The following is a 17,607-nucleotide window of genomic DNA, read 5'->3' on the forward strand; positions in this document are numbered from 1 at the left end:
GGTGGTTGAACGTGATGATGGTCGCAACCCGAACTGAATGGAAACGATGGTTTTTCAGCCGCACAATGCACGGCATTCAGTTTGCAAAAAGGTGACGCCATGGGCATCGTTCGCATCGACCTCAACCTGTTGAAGGTGTTCGAGGCCGTCTACGAGGACCGCAACCTGCTGCTGGTGGGCAAGCGGCTCAACCTCACGCCGTCGGCGGTGAGCCATGCGCTGCGCAGGTTGCGCGAGCTGGTGGGCGACGAGCTCTTCATGCGCACGGGCAAGGGCATGGTGCCGACCGGCCGGGCCAACGCGATGGCGCCGGGCCTGCGCGATTCACTGCGGCAGATCGAGGCGCTTCTTGGCGCGGAGGCGTTTTCCGCGGACACGTCGACGCGCCGCTTCGTCATCGCAGCGAACGACCATGTGACCGAGGTCATCGTCGTGCCGTTGTCGCGCGCGCTGCAGCAGGTGGCGCCGCATGTCGACCTGGTCGTTCGTCCGTCCACGCGGCTGGACCTGGCCGAGCAGATCGACCTGGGCCGCATCGACCTCGCCATCGGCATTTTTGCGCAGGTGCCGCCCCGGCTCGACGCGCAGACCCTGTTCTCGCAGGGCGAGGCGGCGTTGATGCGAAAGGGCCACCCCGCTGCCCGCCGCAAGCTCACGCTGAACGACCTGGCCCGGTACCCGCTGGTCACCCTGTCCGTCGGCGGGCAGGAGGAGGGCGCGGTGGAAGGCTTCATCGTCGAGCGGGGCCTGGCGCGGCAGTCGGAAATGTTCGACCGGCAGGCGCTCGAAGCGGCGCTCGCCGCGGTGGCGCAGGCGCCGCGCACGCGGCTCACGGTGCCGCACGCGCTCGCCATTCCGGCGCTGCTTCGCGACACCTCGATGCTGTCGATCGTGCCCGCGTCGCTGGCGGTGGCGCTCGCCAAGAACGAAGACCTGGTCCGGCGGGCGCTGCCCTACCAGCCCCGGACGTCGACCCTGCAGGCGATCTGGCACAGCCGCCATGCGCATGACGCGGGGCACGCCTGGCTGCGCGAGATGGTGGCGAAGGCGGCCAGCGTGACCGCGAAGGCGCTGGCGTAGCGCGGGCCGGTTGCAAGAGCGTCGCTCGGCAAACAGCTCGGCGACCGGTCACCGGTCACCAGTCAGTTACCACCCCGCCTCCCGCCCCTCCAACGCCCGCCTCGCCAGCAGGAACGTCGCCGCGTTCCAGCTCTGCCCCGCCATGCCCATCGGCGCCAGCGTGCGGCCGTGGAACCACTCGGTGAAGCGCCAGTCGTCCAGCGCGTTCGCCTGCGCCAGCCGCACCAGCTCCGGCCAGGCCTGCGCGTGCAGCCCCAGCTTGGCCAGCGCCATCACCCAGAACCCGCCGACGAACGGCCAGATGCCGCCGTTGTGGTACTGGTGCACGATGTTCTGCTGGTGCCTGCCCATGTACGCCCGCCACAGCTCGTGCTGCTGCGACAGCGGGTGCAGCACCACGCGCACGGGGTAGGGCTCGCTGGCGCGCGCGGCGTCCACGGTCTGCACGATGCGGTGGGCCATCTCGGTGTCGGCCAGGCCGGCCTGCACGGCCAGCACGTTGCCGAACACGTCGCCCTCGTCGCCCACGACCGCGAGGTTGACAAAGCTCAGGTACAGCCCCGGGTCGCGCCGGCCACGGCGCGCGTAGTGCCGCAGCAGGCGCGCGCGGTGGTACTCGGGCAGGTCGCGCTGGAAGGGGTTGAACAGGTGGTTGAAGTGGTGCTGCGTGGCCTCGGCGTGGTCGAGCGCAAAGCGCCGCTTCACGTCGTACCACAGCGCGTTGGTGTACAGCACGTAGCCCGAGCGCGGCATGATGTCGGCCCAGTCGCTGGCCTCGTTCTGCTGCAGCAGCCTGAAGTGCTGGTGCTCCTGCGCCAGCAGCCATTGAATGGCGCGCGCAACCTCTTCGCGCCAGTGCGTGGCACCGACCTTGCCGTGGCGGCGCACGTGGTCCACCGCAATCAGCCACCACAGCGTGGCGTCGATGCAGCCCAGGTACCAGAAATCGGCGTCCTGGCCTTCAGGGTCCACGTACTTGGGGATCTGACCGTTGGCCGCCTGCTGCGCCGCGAGCGCGTCGAGGCTGGCCACCGCGCCCTGCTCCAGCGCGGGCACGCCGCTGCCGCACATGGCCATCACGCAGATGGCGGCGTCGCGCCCGAAGATGCGCGTGTAGCGCCGCGCCACGGCTGCCTCGGTGCGGCTGGCGGCCAGGATGCCGTGCGGCGTGAGGTTGGCTTCGAGCAGCGCCAGCGAGGCCTGCGTGCAGGCATCGACGAGTTCGCGCGAGGTCGAGGTCGAGGTCGCGTCGATGTCGCTCATTGCCAGGCCTCGGAGGCCACCAGCAGCTCGGGCAGCGTGCGCGACGCGAGCACCAGCAGGCCGAAGTGTGCCGGGTCCAGCGTTTGGGGCTCGGGGTCGAAGTGGGCGAGCGTGCCCACCACTTCGGCGCCCAGCAGGGTCAGCGCCACCGCGTGGTACGCGCGGATGACGCCGTGGTAGGGGCTGCCCGCCAGCATCGGCTCCTGGAGCGAATCGTCCACGTGCAGGAACGAGTCGCGCAGCACGAACTGGCAGAAGCTGTCCGCAAGGGGAAAGTCGGACAAAGGCGCCGGCAGCGGCTCGCCGCGCTTGTCGAACAGCAGCACGTTGCGCACCCGGTCGCCGACGACCTTGAAGATGGCGGTGTAGCGGTGCGGCACGCTGGCGTTGAGCTCGCGCAGCGCCTGCGCGAACGCCTGCTGCTGGATGAGCGACAGCACCTCGTCCGCGATTTCGTCGAGCCTGCGCTCGGGAGGGTGGACGGCGGGCGTATTTGAAGTCGGCATGGGTCGGTTCACGAAAAAAGGCGCTCTTCGGTCCGCTGCGCCGGCGGGCTTGCCATGGCGCGGGCCTTCGGGCGAGATGCTTCGAGGCGGCGGTCGATTTTCACCTGAAGTCGAGGGCGCCATACTCTCGCCCGGACTCTCCCGCTGCGGGATGGCCCGGCAACCGATTCGGGAGTGAGAAATGACGACTGCATGCATGCCAGGCGCGCCCGGTTTCCCTGGGCAAGGCTCATTCCCTTTTTCTGCTCTGTTCCGCTCGCTGCCGGCCGTGCTGGCGCTGGTGCTGTGCGCGCTGATGAGCGCCTGCGCCAGCCTGCCGCCCCCCGTGCCCGAGCTGCCCACGCAGGCCGTCGCCGACCACGCGGCCACCCCGCTGGGCGAGCTCACGCAGAAGGTGCTGCCGCCGGACGGGCGCTCGGGCTTTCGCCTGCTGCCCTACGGCCCGACCTCCTTCGACACCCGCATTCAACTGGCCCGGCTCGCCACGCGCAGCCTCGACGTGCAGTACTACCTGCTGGCCGGCGACAACACCGGCCGCGCGCTGATGGGCGCGCTGCGCGACGCCGCCGAGCGCGGCGTGCGCGTGCGGCTGCTGGTGGACGACCTCTACACCACCGGTGAGGACGACCTGCTGCTGGCCCTTGCCAGCTACCCGAACGTGCAGGTGCGCCTGTTCAACCCGTTTCCGGCCGGGCGCGGCAGCGACCTGACGCGCTTCGTCAGCTCGGGCTTCGACTTCGCGCGCATCAACCGGCGCATGCACAACAAGCTCTTCGTGGCCGACAACGCCGCCGCCGTGGCCGGCGGGCGCAACATGGCCGACGAGTACGTGATGAATGCCGCGGGCAGCAACTTCGTCGACATGGACGTGTTCGCGGCCGGCCCCGTGGTGCGCGACCTGTCGGACGAGTTCGACCACTACTGGAACAGCGAGGTCGTCTACCCCGTGGCGCGCATCGCCTCTACCGCGCTCACCCCCGCGCAGCTGCTGCAGAAGTTCGACACCCTGGTGGCCGACGCCAGGCCGCCGCAGGCGCCGCGCATTCCGGCCGACGGAAAAATCCACGACCCGCAGCCCGACGAACCCGTCTCGCTGCCGCTGGACCTGGTGCCCATGATGAACCTGCCCTTCGAGCTGGCGGAGCGCGACCTGAGCCCGCTGCTGTGGGCGAACGCGCGCGTGCTGTTCGACCCGCTCAGCAAGACCGAGGGGCTCAACGAGCGCGAGAACTCGCTGAAGGGCACCGTCACCGAAGGCGTGATCCGCTGGTTTCGCACGGCGCGCAGCAGCATCAAGATGGTGTCGCCGTACTTCGTGCCGTCCGACGCATCGGTGGCCAGCCTGGCCGGCGCGCAGGCCGAGGGCGTGAGCGTCACGCTGCTCACCAACTCGCTGGCCTCCACCGACGAGCCGTGGGTGTACGTGGGCTACTGGCCGCACATCCACGAGCTGCTGAAGGCCGGCGTGGGCATCTACGAACTGAGCCCGACGCTGAGCGTGAAGCGCGGCAAGCTCGGCATCTTCGGCCACCGCACCGGCGCGCTGCACATGAAGAACGGCATCGTCGACCAGAAGCAGGTGTTCCTCGGCTCGATGAACCTCGACCCGCGCTCGGCGCGGCTGAACACCGAGCTGGGTTTGATCATCGACAGCCCCGAGATGGCGCAGCAGCTGCAGGGCTTCGCCGACGCGGGCAGCTCCTACCGCCTGCGGCTGGACGCCAGCGGCAAGGGCGTCGAATGGGTCGAGCAGGACAACGACGGCAAGGAAACCGCCTACGACGTACCGCCGGAGACCACCGCGTGGCAGCGCCTGAGGCTGCGGCTGATGGCGCCGTTCATTCCGGTGGACGAGTTGTAGCGGCGGGCCGCGTCGAGCCCGGCGCGTCAGTGCGTCAGTGCGTCATTGCATCAGGGGCTCAGCCCGCCTGAAGCACTTCGAGCGCGCTTTCCATGTGCAGGCGCATGCACCGGGACGCGCCGTCCGCGTCGCGGTTGCCGATCAGCTCGACCAGTTCCATGTGGGCGTCCTGGACCTGCTGCAGGCTCTCGTCCGTCTTTCGCCGTTCCATGCCCTGGCGTGACTGCGATTCGAGCGACGCCCGGATCGACCCGATCATCTGGAACAGCAGCAGGTTGCCGCTGGCGCGCGCGATTTCCACATGCAGCTCGGTATCGAGCGACGCATAGACCGACGGATGGCGCAGCTGCGCCTGCATCTGCACGACCAGGTCGGACATGCGCGCCAGTTGCGCCGGCGTGCGCCTGAGCGCGGCCAATGCCGTGGCGCGACCTTCGAGGCTCGCGCGCACGTCCATCAGGTCTTCCGTCGAGTTGTCGAGCACCTGCAGCGCGCGCGAAAAATAGATGCCGAGCGCCGACGCGTCCAGGTCCCGGCGAATGGTCGGGCTCTTGCCGTTGGCGATTTCGACGACGCCCATGCCCTTGAGCGTCCTCAGCGCCTCGCGCACGACGGTGCGGCTCACGCCCAGCAGCTCGCCCAGGCGCGCCTCCGACGGCAGGGCGGAGCCGGGGCCGGGCTTGGCGTCCTGTATGTACTGCAGAAGGCTCTGAACGGCCTGCTCGGCCAGGGAGCTGCGCTCCAGCCGGCCCGGAACAAAAGGGTGTGCGGTCATGTGGTGTCTCCCAGACCTATCGTACAGGCGGACAGGTTGCGGGCTCGCTGTTCGACGCGTTCAATTCGCGGTTTTTGCAGGAGACAAGAAGCCATGTGGAAAGACGACGACGAGCTGTTCGGCCTGATGCGCAAGCGTCTGTTCCCCGCGGTGGTGGGCGACATCCTTGACACGATGGGCTACCTGCACCAGTTCCTGCCGGCGGCCATCAAGCCCGTCGAACGCTCGATGGTGGTGGCGGGCCGCGCCATGCCCGTGCTGGAAACCAACTGCTTCGCCCGCGCCGAGCCGCAGGGCAAGTCCCCGCTGAGCCAGCAGGCCTTCGGCCTGTTGTTCCAGGCACTGGACGACCTTGCGCCGAACGAGGTGTACGTCGCGACGGGCTCGGCCCCGCAGTTCGCGCTGTGGGGCGGGTTGATGACCACGCGTGCCATGCACCTGAAGGCGGCCGGCGCGGTGCTTGACGGCTATTCCCGCGACACGACGGAAGTGCTCGAGCTCGGCCTGCCCGTGTTCTCGCTCGGCGGCTACTCGCAGGACCAGGGGCCGCGCGGCAAGGTGGTCGACTACCGCGTGCCGGTGGAAATCCAGGGGGTCCGGGTTCGCCCGGGAGACATCGTCTTCGGCGACCAGGACGGCGTGCTGGTCATTCCACGGGAGGCCGAAAAAGAGGCGATCAGCCTCGCGCTGGAAAAGGCCGCCACGGAAAGCAGCGTGCGCAAGGCCATCCAGAACGGCATGAGCACGGTCGAGGCTTTCAAGACGTTCGGAGTGATGTGAACGAAGACAAAGAGGACAAGAACGGCCAAGCCGGCGCCACCATGAAGAAAGTACTGCGCTCCTCGGCCTGGTTCGCCGGGGACGACAAGGACGCCTTCATCCACCGCAGCTGGATGAAAAACAGCGGGCTGCCCGATGACGCCTTCGACGGTCGCCCGGTCATCGGCATCTGCAACACCTTTTCGGACTTCACGCCGTGCAACGCGCACTTCCGCGAGCTGGTGGAGCATGTCAAGCGCGGTGTGCTCGACGCAGGGGGCGTGCCGCTGGAGTTCCCGGTCTTCTCCTGCGGCGAGTCGAACCTGCGGCCGACGGCCATGCTCTTTCGCAACCTCGCGTCCATGGACGTGGAGGAGGCCATCCGCGGCAACCCCATGGACGGCGTGGTGCTGATGGCCGGCTGCGACAAGACGACGCCCTCGCTGCTCATGGGGGCGTCGAGCTGCGACCTGCCCAGCATCGTGATCTCCGGCGGGCCCATGCTCAACGGCAAGTTTCGCGGCCGGGACATCGGCTCGGGCACCGACGTCTGGCGCTTTTCCGAAGACGTGCGCGCGGGCGTGATGAGCCGCGCGGACTTCATGGCCGCAGAAAGCGCAATGTCGCGCTCGCCCGGCCACTGCATGACGATGGGCACCGCCTCGACCATGGCCTCCATGGTCGAGGCACTGGGCGTGGCATTGCCCGGCAACGCGGCCTATCCGGCGGTCGATGCGCGCCGATCGCGCCTGGCCCGCATGACGGGCAGGCGCATCGTCGAGATGGTCCATGAAGACCTGGCGTTGTCGCGCATCCTGACGCGCGAGGCCTTCGCCAACGCGGTGCGCGTCAACGGCGCGATCGGCGGCTCGACCAACGCGGTCGTGCACCTGCTGGCGATTGCCGGGCGCATCGGCACGCCGCTCACGCTGGAAGACTGGGACCGCTGGGGGCAGGGCATGCCGACCCTGCTCGACCTGATGCCCTCCGGCCGCTTCCTGATGGAAGACTTCTGCTACGCGGGCGGACTGCCGGCGCTGATGAAGGAGATGGCGCACCTGCTGGACCTTGGCGCGCTCACCGTGACCGGTCACACCGTTGGCCAGAACATCGAGCCCGCGGAGAATTTCGACCGCGAGGTGATCCGGCCCGTCGGCAACCCGCTGACGCCCCACGGCGGCATTGCCGTGCTGCGCGGCAACCTTGCGCCCGACGGCGCGATCATCAAGCCGTCGGCCGCCTCGCCGGAGCTGATGCGCCACCGGGGCCGTGCCGTGGTGTTCGACACCATCGAGGACTACAAGCGCCGCGTCGACGACCCCGCGCTCGACATCGACGAACACCGCGTCATGGTCTTGCGCAACTGCGGTCCCAAGGGCTACCCCGGCATGGCGGAGGTGGGCAACATGGCGCTGCCGCGCAAGCTGCTGGCGCGCGGCGTGCGCGACATGGTGCGGCTGTCCGACGCGCGCATGTCCGGCACCGCTTTCGGCACGGTGGTGCTGCACGTGGCGCCTGAAGCCGCCGTGGGCGGCGCCCTGGCACTGGTGGAGGACGGCGACGAGATCGAGCTCGACGTGCCGGCGCGTCGGCTGCACCTGCATGTGTCCGACGAGGTGCTCGCGCGGCGCAGGAGCGCATGGACTGCGCCCGAGCCCGCCATGAAGGGCGGCTACCAGTCGCTCCACGTGGAGCGAACGCTGCAGGCCGACAAGGGCGCCGACCTCGACTTTCTCGTGGGGTGCCGCGGCCACGCGGTGCCGCGTGAGAGCCATTGAGCCCGAACCGGCCAACGACCCCGCACCCCGCAGCCACGGCTGGCATCGTTTCTTTTCTTGTCAGCTTCTTTCTTGAATCAGGAGACACATCCAATGACCCGTATCACCACCCGCCGCACCGCAATCGCAGCCCTCGCAACCTTGGGTCTCGGCGCCGCCCTGACCGTGTTCGCCCCCTTCGCCTCGGCGCAGTCCGTGGCCGACATCAAGAAGAAGGGCGAGATCACCATCGGCATGCTGGTCGACTTCCCGCCCTACGGCACCACCGACGCCAGGAACCAGCCCGACGGCTACGACGCCGACGTGGCCAGGCTGCTGGCCAAGGACTGGGGCGTCAAGGCCAACATCGTGCCCGTCACCGGCCCGAACCGCATTCCCTTCCTGCTGACCAACAAGGTCGATGTGCTGGTGGCCTCGCTGGCCATCACGCCCGAGCGGGCGAAGCAGGTCGATTTCTCGATCCCGTACGCGGCCGCCTCGGTGGTGCTCTACGGCGCGAAAAAGGCCGACATCAAGACCGCCGCCGACTTCAAGGGCAAGCGCCTGGGCGTGGCACGCGCCAGCACGCAGGACGTCGCGCTGACGGCCCTGGCCGCCGAGGGCACGGAAATTCGCCGTTTCGACGACGACGCCTCCGCCATGCAGGCGCTGCTTTCCGGTCAGGTCGATGCCATCGGCTGCTCCACCACGGTGGCCGCCCAGATCGCCAAGCGCGCACCGGCGGACACCTACGAACAGAAGATGGTGCTGCGCCAGCAGGTCATGGGCATCGTGCTGCGGCCGGGCCAGGCGGAACTGAAGAAGGCGGTGGACGACTTCGTCGTGCGCAACAAGGCCAATGGGGAGCTGAACAAGCTTTACCAGAAGTGGCTGGGCACCGACTTTCCGGCGTTGCCCAATTCCTGAGCCGGACAGATCCAGGACCCAGGACCAAAGACCCACGACCCGAGGGCAAACCCTCGCGCGTCTGAAAAGTCATGCGAATGGCGCTGCCGAGATAGGACCGCGCGCACCCCGCAGTCCAAGAATGTCTTCGTCCATAGAGACTGGAGACAACACATGAACACATCGACGCGCATGCCCAAGGCACGCATTCCCCGGCAGACGCTGCTTGCCGGCACCACGGCAGGCCTGTCCCTGTTGCTTCTCGCTTGCGGCGGGGGCGGCGGCGGTGGCGGGTTCATCGGGGGCCTTGGCGGCGGAGGTGGAGGTGTCGGTGGCGACGGCGCCGCGACTCCCAACGGCGGCATGGCCGTGCGCACCCTGTCGACCCGCGCCGACCTGGTCAGCGGCGGCGATGTGCTGGTCGAACTGGTGCCCGAGGGCGGTGACGCCACCGGCCTGAAAGTGACGCTGAACGGCGCCGACATCACCGGCGCCTTCGCCAAGCGCGCCGACGGCCGCATCACCGGGCTTGCGACAGGCTTGGTCGTCGGGTCGAACACCCTCAAGGCCAGCACCAGGCTCAGCCGCGAAGCCACGCTCATGGTGGTCAACGCGCCCAAGGGCGGGCCGGTGCTGTCGAGCACGCAGGCCCTGCCGTTCGTCTGCGCCACGCCCGAGTCCACGGTGGGCACCGGGGCAACGCCTTCGTCGAATGCCAGCGGCCTCTCGACCGCGGCCACCGACGCGCAATGCAACATCGCGACCGAGTTCAAGCTGTTCTATCGCACGCTCACGCCGGTGACCGTGTCGGCGGGCGACGGCGGCTGCTCGTTCGTGCTGCCCGACCCGAGCCCCGCCGCCGCGGGCGCGGTGGCGACCACGCCGGCCAACTCGTGCCTGCAGCCGTACCTGCCCGGCAAGACGGCCGCCTCGGCGGTCGCGGGCGCCACCACGTCGACCGGGCTGAGCGTGCCCTACATCGTTCGGGTGGAGCGCGGCACGGTCAACCGCGGCATCTACGACATCGCGGTGCTGTTCGACCCGACGGCCGGCGCCTGGAGCGCGACCGCGCCGCAGCCGCAGTGGAACCGCAAGGTCGTGTATTCGTTCGGCAGCGGCACCGGGTTTCCGCGGCGCCAGTTCCGCTCGGCCCAGAACTGGGCCAACGACGCGGCGCTGTCGCGCGGCTTCATGGTGGTGGACAACAGCCTGACCGATTCCGCGCTCAACGGCAACCGCTACCTGGTCGCCGAGACCACGCTGATGATGAAGGAGCACATCATCGACAGCTACGGCGAGGTGGTCTACATGATGGGCAACGGCGAGTCGGGCGGCGCCATCAACCAGAACAGCGTGGCCTCGCTGCTGCCGGGCGTGATCGACGGCACCCAGCTCGGCGTGGACTTCGCCGACTCCGAGTCGACCGCCATGGAGGTGATGGACTGCGTGCAGCTGGTCAACTTCTACCAGTCGCCGGCATGGACGGCCTTGCAGGCGGGCGCGACCCCGGCGCAGGTCAACGCGAAGAAGACGGCGATCAACGGGCACCTCGACCACACCGCCTGCCACGGCTGGCTGACCTTCTTCGGCGGCCTGCTGAAAGCCGGCAACTACACGCCGACCGCGGTCGCGGACAACGCCACCGGCGCCATCGTGCCGAGCGGCGCGCCGACCAACAACTGCCAGCTGCCGGCCTCGGTGGTGTACGACCCCGTGAGCAACCCCACCGGGCCGCGCTGCGGCATCGCGGACGGCGCGGCCAGCGTCTACGGCACCACCACCAACGCCCTGGCGCCCAGCGGCATGCGCGCACTGAACAACCTGGACAACGTGGGCATCCAGTACGGGCTGAAGGCGCTGAAGTCGGGCGCGATCTCGACCGAGGAGTTCGTCACGCTCAACGAGAAGATCGGCAGCGCCGACACCGACGGCAACTTCTCCACCGCGCGCGCCGTGGCCGATGCCGACTCGCTGGCCATCGCGTATCGCGCGGGGCTGGTGTCGCCGGGCGGCAACCTGGCGAAGGTCGCGACCATCGACCTGCGTGCCTACGACGAGACCTACAACCTGCCGATCGGCCAGCTCGGCATTCACCAGTACTGGCGCAGCTACTCGCACCGCGCGCGCATCGATGCGGCGACGGGCGGGCACGCGAACCATGCGCTGTGGCGCTTCGGCCCGGCGGGCGTGCCGCCCACCATCGCGGTCGAGTCGTTCCTTGCGATGGACGCCTGGCTCACCGGCCTCGTGGCGTCGAGCCCGAAGGACTGGACGAACGCGGAGCGCACGCAGCAGCAAGTGGCCGCCGCCAAGCCGGTTGTCGCGTCGGACCTTTGCTACCTGTCGGCCGACACCACGTTCTCCACCAAGGTGGTGAACACCGCAACCTGCGACGCCGACCCGGTGCTGCTGCCGCACGGCTCGCCGCGCCAGGTGGCTGGCGGGCCGCTCGCGGAAGACATCCTGAAGTGCCAGGCCAAGCCACTGGCCGCCGCCGACTATGCGCCCGTGACCTTCTCGCCCGGCCAGTGGTCGCGCCTGCAGGCCGCGTTCCCGCAGGGTGTGTGCGACTGGAGCAAGCCGGGGGTGGGGCAGGCCGAGACGGCGGCGCCGCTGACCTTCAGGGCCGGCGCCGGCGGCAAGCCGCTCGGCGCGCGCCCGGCAAGTTCCTGATGGCTGGAAGTTGCCGCTAGACGTTGCTGGTCGCGCGCACTTCCTCGATGCTGGTGTGCCCGGCCAGCACCTTCTCGATGCCGTCCTGGCGCAGGGTGCGCATGCCTTCCTGCAAGGCGGCCTGCTGCAGCTCTTCGGCGCGGGCGCCGGTCTGCACCAGGCGGCGCAGCGTCTTCGACATGACCATCAGCTCGTGCACGCCCACGCGGCCCTTGAAGCCGGTGTTGCCGCAGTGCTTGCAGCCGGTGCTGGCGTGGCTGTGCAGCTTGCCGTCGTGGCCGTAGCGGCGCAGCCAGTCGGCGTGCACGGCGTGGCGGTGGGCCGGCGTTTTTTCTTCGGCGGCAAAGGCGTGCATGTAGTCGTCCAGCAGCACCTCCACCGTTTCCGCGCTCGCGGGGCTGGGCGTGGTGCAGCGGGTGCACAGGCGGCGCACCAGCCGCTGGGCCAGCACGGCGAGCAGCGAGTCCGCGAAGTTGAACGGGTCCATGCCCATGTCCAGCAGGCGGGTCACGGTTTCGGGGGCGCTGTTGGTGTGCAGGGTCGACAGCACCAGGTGGCCCGTCAGCGAGGCCTCGATGGCGGTCTTGGCGGTTTCCTCGTCGCGAATTTCGCCCACCATGATCACGTCGGGATCGGCGCGCACGAAGGCGCGCAGCGCCTTGGCAAAGGTCCAGTCGATGCGCGGGTTGATCTGCACCTGGCGCAGGCCGGTCTGGGTGATTTCGACCGGGTCTTCGGCGGTCCAGATCTTTCGCTCGGGCGTGTTGATCTGCATCAGCGCCGAGTGCAAGGTGGTCGTCTTGCCCGAGCCCGTGGGGCCCACGCACAGCACCATGCCGTAGGGCCGCTCGACCGCCTTCGTCAGCTGCGCGAGGTTGTTCGGCGACAGGCCCAGCTGCGCCATGGGAATGGGCTTGGCCGAGGCCAGTATGCGCATCACCACGTCTTCGAGCCCGTTGGCGGTCGGAATGGTGGCCACGCGCAGTTCGATGCGGTGCTGCGGCGAGTACTTGGCGAAGTTGATCTTGCCGTCCTGCGGCATGCGCTTTTCGCTGATGTCCAGGTCGCACATGATCTTCACGCGCGCGACGATGGCGTTGCGGTAGCTGGGCGGCAGCTCCAGGTAGGTGTAGAGCAGGCCGTCGCGCCGAAAGCGGATGCGCGTCTTTTCCTGGCCGGGGTAGCTCTCGATGTGGATGTCGGAGGCGCCCTCGCGGTGGGCCTCGATGATCATGCTGTTGATCATGCGCACCAGCGAGTTGTCCGACTGCTCGATGGGCGCTTCGGCCGTGGGGGCGGCGGGGCCTTCGCGTTCCAGCGTCTGCAGCAGCTCGGTGGTGCCGGCCATGTCGAACTCGATGGGGCGGCTCGGGTCGAGGTTGGCGGCAAACACGCCGCCCGCGCCGCCGGCGGCATCGCCGATTTTTTCGTAGGCCGCGTGCAGCACGCTGTCCAGGTCCAGGCACTGGCCGATGACGGGAATGACCTTCGCCTGCGCGATGAACTCCACCTCGTCGAGCGCCGAATGCCGGCTGATGGGGTCGTCGATGGCCACGATGAGGCGGCCTTCGTGCAGCATGAGCGGCATCACCTGCAGGCGCCGCGCCACGCTGTGGCTCACCTTGCGCAGCGCCTCGGCGCCCGCGGGAAACGCCTGCAGGTTCACCAGCGGATAGCCCATCTTGCGCACCAGCGCGGTCTGCAGCTGGCCCTGGGTGACGATGCCCATGCGCACCAGCGTCTCGCCCAGCGGCACATTGGGTTGGCGTTGCTGCTGCGCGAGCCCGGCGCGCAGCTGTTCCTGGCTGACCATGCCCAGGGAGGTCAGCGCCTCCCCGATGCGGGCGATCGGCATGCGGCTCTGGGCTTCGATGGCGCGCAGCAGCTGTTCCGGCATGACGACTTCGATGGGGGACATGGGCTCTTCTCCTGACCTGATTGCGTGGGCGTGGCGCGCCAGAAAAGGGCGCGCCGATGCTGCATCGTAGGGCGAGGCACGCGAACGTGCCACCGAAGCGACGCGGGGAGTACGCAAGTTCTCAGTCGAAAAGAGGGGCCGTTTCCCTCCGCGCAGCGCGAATCCCTATTCCGCGCGGATGCCGTTGCGCAGGATCCCGATGGCATCGACCTCGATCTCCACCACATCGCCCGCCTTCATCCACACGGGCGGCGTGCGCTTGGCGCCCACGCCGCCGGGCGTGCCGGTGACGATCACGTCGCCTGGGGCCAACGGCATGAAGGCCGAGATGTGCGCGATCTGCCGCGGAATGCTGTGGATCAGCTTGTCGGTGGTGGTGCGCTGCATTTCCTGGCCGTTCAGGCGCGTGACCAGCGTCATGACCTGGCCGTCGGCGATCTCGTCGCGCGTGACCAGCCACGGGCCGAAGCCGCCGGTGCGCCAGAAGTTCTTGCCCGCGGTCCATTGCGGGGTGGCGCTTTGCCAGTCGCGCAAGGTGGCGTCGTTGTAGCAGGCGTAGCCGGCAATGTGCTTCCACGCGTCGGCCTCGGCGATGCGCCGGCCGCCCTGGCCGATGACGATGGCGATCTCGCCCTCGTAGTCGAGCTTGCTCGATTCGGGCGGCAGGACGATGGGCTCGCCGTGCGCCACCTGCGACTCGGCCACGCGCAGGAAGAGCGTGGGCTGCTCGGTGATCTCGCGGCCGGTCTCGCGCACGTGCTCGCCGTAGTTCAGGCCCACGCACACGATCTTGCCGGGGTTGGGAATCACGGGCAGCAGCTGCACGTCGCCCAGCGCGAGCGTGGAGGCCGTGGCAGTTGCGTCGGCCTTCTGCACCGCGGCGGCCGCTTCGCCCAACAGGCCCGCGGCGATGAGCGCCTTCAGGTCGACCGCGCGCGTGCCGAAGACCGCGCGCAGGTCGACGATGCGGTCGCCGATGAGCGCGCCGTAGCTGTCGGTGCCGTTGTGTTGGTAGCTGATGAGTTTCATGGTCTGTGCCTGGTGTCCGTGAAGGAAGAGAGGGAGGAGGAAATGGAGGAGAAGGGTGGTCGAGAAAAATCTACGCCAGCCGACCCCCAATGCGCGAGGCGCCCTCGGTGATCAGCTGAACCATCTTGTCGAGATCGACGATGGACAGGCGCGCGGTGTCGAAGACCAGCGAGACGGCGCCCCATGCGCCCCCGTCGGCCTTCAGGATGGGGGCGGCAACCGCCGCGAGCTGCGGTTCCAGCTCGCCGATCGACACGTAGTGGCCCGCCTTGCGGATCGCCGCGTAGTGGCGGCGGAACTCGCTCCATTCGGCGGGCAGCCCGCAGCGCACGAGCTCGTCGTGGCGGGCATCGAAAACCTTGCGCAGCTGCGCCGGCGCGAAGGTGGCCAGCAGCACCTTGGGCGCGCCGCCCTCGAACAGCGGGCGCGGCCGGCCGCGCCCGTAGGCCAGCGCCGCCGGCGCGCCGCCCATCTCGCGGTGCGTGTCCAGCACCTGCATGCCGAAGAGGCCCGAGGCCACGCAGTCGAAGCCGGTGGCGGCCACCAGCTCGCGCATCACCGGAATGCCTTCGCGCAGTACCGGGTCGGCCTTGCGGATGTAGTGGTCGAGCAGGATGATGCGCGGCCCCAGCGCGTAGTGCGAGTCTTCCACCCGCTGCAGCAGGCCCGCCTCCAGCAGCAGGCGCACATAGCGGTAGCCGGTAGGCAGCGAGACCTCGAGCGCGGCCGAGATGTCGTCCGCCGTGCGTGTCAGGTGCGTGTCGTCGAACAGGTCGAGAACGCCCAGCATGCGGCCCAGGCTGGACATTGATTTTTCCGGCACGCCAATTCCTCCAGGATGTCATGGCGCGACGGGGAGGTGTTGCGAGATGCGATCCAGATCGTGCCCCGTGCGCGCGACGCCGACGATATATCGGTCGGGCCGCAGTATCACCGCTTGCGCCGCGTGCGCGTCGAGCCACTCCCCGAGCCAGTCGCCCAGCGCTTCTTCGGGCCGGTCGATGACCAGCGCGCCGGCGCGGTGCCAGCGCGCCATGGTCGCGGGTGCCGCTGCCGCCAGCGTGTCGGGGCGCCCGATGACCGCGCTGCGGCGGCCCAACAGTTCGTCGAGCAAGCGCCCGTCGCGCAGGCGCGGTTGCGGAAAGGGGCGGCCGGCCGGCGAGCCGGGTTGCGTGCCAGGCGCGTCGGAGGCGCCCCACGCATCGAACGCGCCCGCGCCCAGCACCTGCGGCGGCAGCTCGAATATCTCGGGCCGGCCCGCGCGGAACTTCGCGTCGCGTTCGGCCGCCAGCGCGGGGTCGGTGGTCTGGATGATGTTGCCCAGCCGCACCGCCAGCTCGACCAGCGCGCGCACGTGCGGCGCGCGCTCCGACTCGTAGGTGTCCAGCAGCGCGTCGGGGGCCTGGCGCGCGAGCACGGCTTCGAGCTTCCAGGCGAGGTTGGCCGCGTCGCGAATGCCCGCGCACATGCCCTGGCCGAGAAACGGTGGTGTCTGGTGGCAGGCGTCGCCCGCCAGCAGCAGCCGGCCCTGGCGCCAGCCGCTCGCGATGACGGAGTGAAAGGTGTAGATGGCCGCGCGCTCCAGCCGCGCCTGCTCGGGCCGCACCCACGGCGCGACCAGCCGCCAGAGCGATTCGGGCTGCACCAGCGCCTCGCGGTCGTCGCCGGGCAGCACCATGATTTCCCAGCGCCGCCGGTCGCCGACCACGTTGCAGTACGTCATGGGCCGCGCCGGGTCGCAGTGCTGAACCGTGTGCGTGGGCAGGTCGACCGGCTCTTGCAGCACCACGTCGAACACCAGCCATGGCTGGCGCAGGCCCAGGTCGATCATCGGGCTGCCCATGTGCTGGCGCACCGGCGAGCGGGCGCCGTCGCAGCCGACGACGTAGCGGGCGCGCACGGTCGATGCAAGGTTGTGGCCGGTGTCGCGCACTTCGAGCGTGGCGCCGTCCGCGTCCTGCGCCACGGCGGTCACTTCGCTGCGCAGCCGCACGTCCACGTTGGCGAAGCGCGCCAGGCCTTCGCGCAGCACCGCCTCGAGTTCGGGCTGGTGAAAGTAGTAGTTGTTTGCGCCGCCGTGCGGGCCCAGCGCCGCGCTGCCGCCGCGAATGAGCATGGTCTCGCCCGCGCCGTTCACGAAGTGCATGCCCTGCTCGCCGGGGCGCGCGATGGCCAGCGCCTGCTCGCGCAGCCCCGCCGCCTGCAAGATGCGCAGCACCTCGCCGTCGAAATGAATGGCGCGCGGCAGCGGGAACACGGCGCCTTCCTTCTCGAGCACCACCACCGACAGGCCCGCCGCGCCCAGCAGGTTGGCCAGCGTGGCGCCCGTGGGGCCCAGCCCGACGATCGCCACGTCGTGCATGCCGTGAATGCCGTCCGTGCCGTACATGCCGTCCATGCGCCGCGGCTCAGCCACGCTGGTCCTCCTGCATGCGGCGCGCCACCTCGGCCTGCCACTGCGCGCGGCTCATGAATCTTGGAAAGCGCTTGGCGATGGCTTCGGCGCGCGCAAGGATCACCTCGTCGGGCTGCGACAGGTCCACCGGCTCGCGCAGCGGCTGCTCGCAGTACCAGGGCGTGTCCATGAACAGCTCCAGCCGGTTGCCCTCGGGGTCGCGGCAATACACCGACACCGCGTTGCCGTGCGTCACCGCGTGCATGTCGCTCGCGCCCTCGGCCAGCAGCCGGTCGTGAAAGCCGCGCAGCGTGGCGATGTCGGGCACCCGGAACGACACCTGGTTGACCACGTTGAAGCCCAGGTCCGCCGGCCTGCCGGTGGCCAGCACCAGTTGGTGGTGCTCGCGCGGATCGCGGCTCAGGAACACCAGCTGCACCGTGCCCAGGTCGCCCGCGTCGGTCTGCGTGAAGCGCAGCGCCTGCTTGTAGAAGCGCGCCATGCGCGGCAGGTCGGTCACGTACAGGCCGATGTGGCTGAACTGCAGGTTCGACGGGCTGCTGTCGGTCATTTGAATGTCTCCTGGCGATAAAGCGTGCCGTCCATCGGCCTCGCATTGAAGAAATGATATTCAGATTATCGTATTTTGACAATACGGCGCGTTTAACTATCATTCGGGCTCGTG

The 17,607-nt window shown here is 69.1% G+C and carries 14 protein-coding genes; 6 read left to right on the forward strand and 8 right to left on the reverse strand.

Annotation, left to right across the window (positions count from 1 at the left end; translation table 11 throughout):
* Positions 1-99: 99 nt before the first annotated feature.
* Positions 100-1,080 (forward strand): LysR family transcriptional regulator, encoded by a 981-nt coding sequence (locus QTI51_RS20125; protein WP_286515312.1) that lies wholly within the window; start codon positions 100-102, stop codon positions 1,078-1,080.
* 66 nt (positions 1,081-1,146) lie between these two features.
* On the opposite strand, the gene QTI51_RS20130 is transcribed toward QTI51_RS20125, so the two are convergent.
* The gene (locus tag QTI51_RS20130; protein ID WP_286515314.1) at positions 1,147-2,343 is read right to left on the reverse strand and encodes an amylo-alpha-1,6-glucosidase; all 1,197 of its coding nucleotides are present in this window, start codon (positions 2,341-2,343) and stop codon (positions 1,147-1,149) included.
* A complete protein-coding gene (locus QTI51_RS20135; RefSeq protein ID WP_286515315.1) occupies positions 2,340-2,849 on the reverse strand; it encodes a guanylate cyclase in 510 nt (169 codons plus the stop codon). Before QTI51_RS20135 ends, QTI51_RS20130 begins: the two co-directional genes overlap by 4 nt.
* A 181-nt stretch (positions 2,850-3,030) precedes the next feature.
* Here QTI51_RS20135 and QTI51_RS20140 point away from each other — a divergent pair, with 181 nt between their 5' ends.
* Positions 3,031-4,710 carry a phospholipase D family protein gene (locus QTI51_RS20140; protein ID WP_286515316.1) on the forward strand — a complete coding sequence of 560 codons (1,680 nt, stop codon included), beginning with the start codon at positions 3,031-3,033 and terminating at the stop codon, positions 4,708-4,710.
* Positions 4,711-4,768: 58 nt separating this feature from the next.
* On the opposite strand, the gene QTI51_RS20145 is transcribed toward QTI51_RS20140, so the two are convergent.
* Positions 4,769-5,485: a FadR/GntR family transcriptional regulator gene (locus QTI51_RS20145; protein WP_286515317.1), complete on the reverse strand. Its 717-nt coding sequence runs from the start codon at positions 5,483-5,485 to the stop codon at positions 4,769-4,771.
* Positions 5,486-5,578: 93 nt separating this feature from the next.
* Here QTI51_RS20145 and QTI51_RS20150 point away from each other — a divergent pair, with 93 nt between their 5' ends.
* The 4 genes from QTI51_RS20150 (at position 5,579) to QTI51_RS20165 (ending at position 11,580) form a co-directional block, all read left to right on the forward strand.
* Positions 5,579-6,265: an RraA family protein gene (locus QTI51_RS20150; protein ID WP_116911175.1), complete on the forward strand. Its 687-nt coding sequence runs from the start codon at positions 5,579-5,581 to the stop codon at positions 6,263-6,265.
* A gap of 41 nt (positions 6,266-6,306) precedes the next feature.
* A complete protein-coding gene (locus QTI51_RS20155) occupies positions 6,307-8,022 on the forward strand; it encodes an IlvD/Edd family dehydratase (protein WP_286515320.1) in 1,716 nt (571 codons plus the stop codon).
* A 93-nt stretch (positions 8,023-8,115) separates the two neighbouring features.
* On the forward strand, positions 8,116-8,928 hold the full coding sequence (locus tag QTI51_RS20160; protein WP_286515321.1) for a transporter substrate-binding domain-containing protein: 813 nt from the start codon (positions 8,116-8,118) through the stop codon (positions 8,926-8,928).
* 153 nt (positions 8,929-9,081) lie between these two features.
* Positions 9,082-11,580 carry a DUF6351 family protein gene (locus QTI51_RS20165; protein ID WP_286515322.1) on the forward strand — a complete coding sequence of 833 codons (2,499 nt, stop codon included), beginning with the start codon at positions 9,082-9,084 and terminating at the stop codon, positions 11,578-11,580.
* A gap of 16 nt (positions 11,581-11,596) precedes the next feature.
* Here QTI51_RS20165 and QTI51_RS20170 read toward each other — a convergent pair whose 3' ends face one another.
* From QTI51_RS20170 to QTI51_RS20190, 5 genes are all read right to left on the reverse strand, one after another.
* Complete coding sequence (locus tag QTI51_RS20170; protein ID WP_286515323.1) at positions 11,597-13,498, reverse strand: GspE/PulE family protein; 1,902 nt, start codon at positions 13,496-13,498, stop codon at positions 11,597-11,599.
* Positions 13,499-13,663: 165 nt separating this feature from the next.
* The gene (locus tag QTI51_RS20175; protein ID WP_286515324.1) at positions 13,664-14,527 is read right to left on the reverse strand and encodes a fumarylacetoacetate hydrolase family protein; all 864 of its coding nucleotides are present in this window, start codon (positions 14,525-14,527) and stop codon (positions 13,664-13,666) included.
* A 70-nt stretch (positions 14,528-14,597) separates the two neighbouring features.
* On the reverse strand, positions 14,598-15,350 hold the full coding sequence (locus tag QTI51_RS20180; RefSeq protein ID WP_286515325.1) for an IclR family transcriptional regulator: 753 nt from the start codon (positions 15,348-15,350) through the stop codon (positions 14,598-14,600).
* Positions 15,351-15,368: 18 nt separating this feature from the next.
* Positions 15,369-16,943 carry a bifunctional 3-(3-hydroxy-phenyl)propionate/3-hydroxycinnamic acid hydroxylase MhpA gene (mhpA, locus tag QTI51_RS20185; protein WP_286515326.1) on the reverse strand — a complete coding sequence of 525 codons (1,575 nt, stop codon included), beginning with the start codon at positions 16,941-16,943 and terminating at the stop codon, positions 15,369-15,371.
* Entirely contained in the window at positions 16,936-17,493 is a 558-nt protein-coding gene (locus tag QTI51_RS20190) for a VOC family protein (RefSeq protein ID WP_286515328.1), read from the reverse strand. Before QTI51_RS20190 ends, mhpA begins: the two co-directional genes overlap by 8 nt.
* Positions 17,494-17,607 lie beyond the last annotated feature (114 nt).

Origin of the sequence: Variovorax sp. J22G73, assembly GCF_030317035.1 — a bacterium.
In the GTDB taxonomy this organism is placed as follows: Bacteria; Pseudomonadota; Gammaproteobacteria; order Burkholderiales; family Burkholderiaceae_C; genus Variovorax.

Coding starts and splice junctions, on each gene's coding strand:
- QTI51_RS20155 (WP_286515320.1), top strand. CDS start 6,307: ATGAAGAAAGTACTGCGCTCCTCGGCCTGGTTCGCCGGGGACGACAAG.
- QTI51_RS20170 (WP_286515323.1), bottom strand. CDS start 13,498: ATGTCCCCCATCGAAGTCGTCATGCCGGAACAGCTGCTGCGCGCCATC.
- QTI51_RS20190 (WP_286515328.1), bottom strand. CDS start 17,493: ATGACCGACAGCAGCCCGTCGAACCTGCAGTTCAGCCACATCGGCCTG.
- QTI51_RS20150 (WP_116911175.1), top strand. CDS start 5,579: ATGTGGAAAGACGACGACGAGCTGTTCGGCCTGATGCGCAAGCGTCTG.
- QTI51_RS20165 (WP_286515322.1), top strand. CDS start 9,082: ATGAACACATCGACGCGCATGCCCAAGGCACGCATTCCCCGGCAGACG.
- QTI51_RS20135 (WP_286515315.1), bottom strand. CDS start 2,849: ATGCCGACTTCAAATACGCCCGCCGTCCACCCTCCCGAGCGCAGGCTC.
- QTI51_RS20130 (WP_286515314.1), bottom strand. CDS start 2,343: ATGAGCGACATCGACGCGACCTCGACCTCGACCTCGCGCGAACTCGTC.
- QTI51_RS20175 (WP_286515324.1), bottom strand. CDS start 14,527: ATGAAACTCATCAGCTACCAACACAACGGCACCGACAGCTACGGCGCG.
- QTI51_RS20125 (WP_286515312.1), top strand. CDS start 100: ATGGGCATCGTTCGCATCGACCTCAACCTGTTGAAGGTGTTCGAGGCC.
- QTI51_RS20145 (WP_286515317.1), bottom strand. CDS start 5,485: ATGACCGCACACCCTTTTGTTCCGGGCCGGCTGGAGCGCAGCTCCCTG.
- QTI51_RS20160 (WP_286515321.1), top strand. CDS start 8,116: ATGACCCGTATCACCACCCGCCGCACCGCAATCGCAGCCCTCGCAACC.
- QTI51_RS20140 (WP_286515316.1), top strand. CDS start 3,031: ATGACGACTGCATGCATGCCAGGCGCGCCCGGTTTCCCTGGGCAAGGC.